Origin of the sequence: Pseudanabaena sp. 'Roaring Creek', assembly GCF_001402795.1 — a bacterium.
In the GTDB taxonomy this organism is placed as follows: Bacteria; Cyanobacteriota; Cyanobacteriia; order Pseudanabaenales; family Pseudanabaenaceae; genus Pseudanabaena.
Map to the genome: position 1 here is coordinate 1 of NZ_LIRE01000593.1, position 1,910 is coordinate 1,910.

At 41.2% G+C, this 1,910-nt stretch carries 4 protein-coding genes; 3 read left to right on the forward strand and 1 reads right to left on the reverse strand.

Annotated features, from left to right (window positions below):
* Positions 1-331 precede the first annotated feature (331 nt).
* Genes AC805_RS25230 through AC805_RS16695 form a run of 3 tightly spaced genes read left to right on the forward strand, consistent with a single transcriptional unit; the run spans position 332 to position 1,479 of the window.
* Positions 332-754: a hypothetical protein gene (locus tag AC805_RS25230; protein ID WP_055076453.1), complete on the forward strand. Its 423-nt coding sequence runs from the start codon at positions 332-334 to the stop codon at positions 752-754.
* The gene (locus AC805_RS16690; RefSeq protein WP_055076454.1) at positions 741-1,091 is read left to right on the forward strand and encodes a type II toxin-antitoxin system PemK/MazF family toxin; all 351 of its coding nucleotides are present in this window, start codon (positions 741-743) and stop codon (positions 1,089-1,091) included. The genes AC805_RS25230 and AC805_RS16690 overlap by 14 nt, the downstream gene beginning before the upstream one ends.
* A gap of 40 nt (positions 1,092-1,131) precedes the next feature.
* Entirely contained in the window at positions 1,132-1,479 is a 348-nt protein-coding gene (locus AC805_RS16695; protein ID WP_055076455.1) for a XisI protein, read from the forward strand.
* 31 nt (positions 1,480-1,510) lie between these two features.
* On the opposite strand, the gene AC805_RS16700 is transcribed toward AC805_RS16695, so the two are convergent.
* Positions 1,511-1,910, reverse strand: a 400-nt coding sequence (locus AC805_RS16700) for a TRCF domain-containing protein (protein WP_331459089.1), incomplete at its 5' end; no start/stop codon positions are given.

Genomic DNA, 1,910 nt, shown 5'->3' on the forward strand with positions numbered 1-1,910 from the left:
GAACTAATTAGATAGTCACTATAAAGATCTAACATGTTCATCTTCATGTTTTTATCTTCTTTCCTCATCTTAGCTTGGTTTCGGCAAAGCAATTACTCTCAAACCTACTTCCAGTATACATTCTCAGTCATTTTTTTTGGGCGCTTTCTATCTGCGTAAGGTGAGTTAGTTATAAAAAAGTCGTATCCTTTAGTTCGCATTTTTACCCCCTATGATGAAAAGATAATCTACTTTATGACTATACCAAACTCGTATCAATGTTAGTGTCCAAAAACTTAATCTCAACCTTCTGATTAAGAGCACCAGCAATTTTCTGTAACATTGACAGCGAATGCCCATCATAATCAGCATCCTCAAGCCTAGCGATCGCCGATTGTTTAGTCCCAACGCGATTATTGGGTTTTGTTTGGGTTTGAGGAGAGGCGATCGCATTGTAGATTTAGCGATCGGCGGTATAAAATATAACTACGATAAGAGGATGATGATCATGGCAATCGCAACACCAAACGCACTAACAGATAACCGTATCCGCTACGTCACCAACATCGAAGGCAAAACAATCGATGTAATTGTCCCCGTTGAACTTTGGCAACAAATCATTAACTCCATCAACATTGATAGCAACCTATCTCAACAAGAAGATAATCTCGAATCCTTCTCTTTACAGAATTTAGAACAATGCTATGGAGAAGATGAACCTGAGTACCCATTAGAGCTAATCAAGGAACACAACAGCAATTATGCAAGAAAGTAAAATTATTCTCACACCTATCCCTCAAGCCAATGGAGCCATTAAAAATCGTCCTGCATTAATTCTCAGGAAAATGCCAAAATATCAAGATCTTTTAGTTTGTGGAATAAGTACACAACTAAAGCAATATATCCCTAGTTTTGACGAAATCATTTCTCCCGATGATGCTGACTTTGAATTAAGCGGCTTAACTATTCCTTCTGCCATCCGATTAAGCTTTCTAACCGTCATCCCTAATAAAAACGTAATTGGAGCGATCGGTAATATTTCAATAGAGCGGTATCAACGCCTTATCGCAAACCTAGCCCACTATTTGACCCAAAATGAACACAACTTATAAGCGACTGTAACGCCCTCATCAAAGAAGGTTGGATAATTCAATGGCAACCACAGATAAAACCCTAGACTTATGGCGCAAAACCCTAGAAACTCTGCTCCAATACTATGCCGATCTTCCCTATCGCTATGGAGACGTGAGTGCTTACGTTGTTGTTAGCCGCGATCGCAACCATTTCATGCTGATGCGCGAAGGATGGGAAAATAGTCGGCGAGTACATGGATGCGTTGTTCATGCCGAAATTCGTAACGACAAAATCTGGATTCACTATGATGGTATCGAAGATGGTATTACTGATGAACTGGTTGCAGCAGGAGTTCCCAAGGATCATATTGTCCTAGCTTTTCATCCGCCTCAAGTGAGAGCGCATACTGGATATGCTTTGGCATAAAATCTGAGATGATCGAGCGATCGTCTAAAGCTTAAGTCAAAAAACAGCCCAACCACTCAATCAAGAAATGCACCTGCTTATCCCCAGGAAGGAGAGCGAGACTCGTAATCTTAATTCTTCCCTTCTCAAAAGAGAAACGATAATAGAACTCAATCGGGATCTTGGCATGAAGCAATTCCCAAAGCGAATCCGTAAGCTTTGAGTCCAGAAACAGATCGCGCCCATCCTCCGACGCATAAATGCGAAACACCCCAACCTTACGCGCCACTAATTTCAATTCCATAACCCTGAGCAATACCTGCGTTTCTTCAGGCAAAGCCCCATACAGCTCCTCCCACACCGCAGCCAACTTAATAATCTCCTCCTTCGACTTCACCTTCGCCAAAGTCAAATAAGCATTAATCTTCGTCTCATTGTCCTCTATATAACTA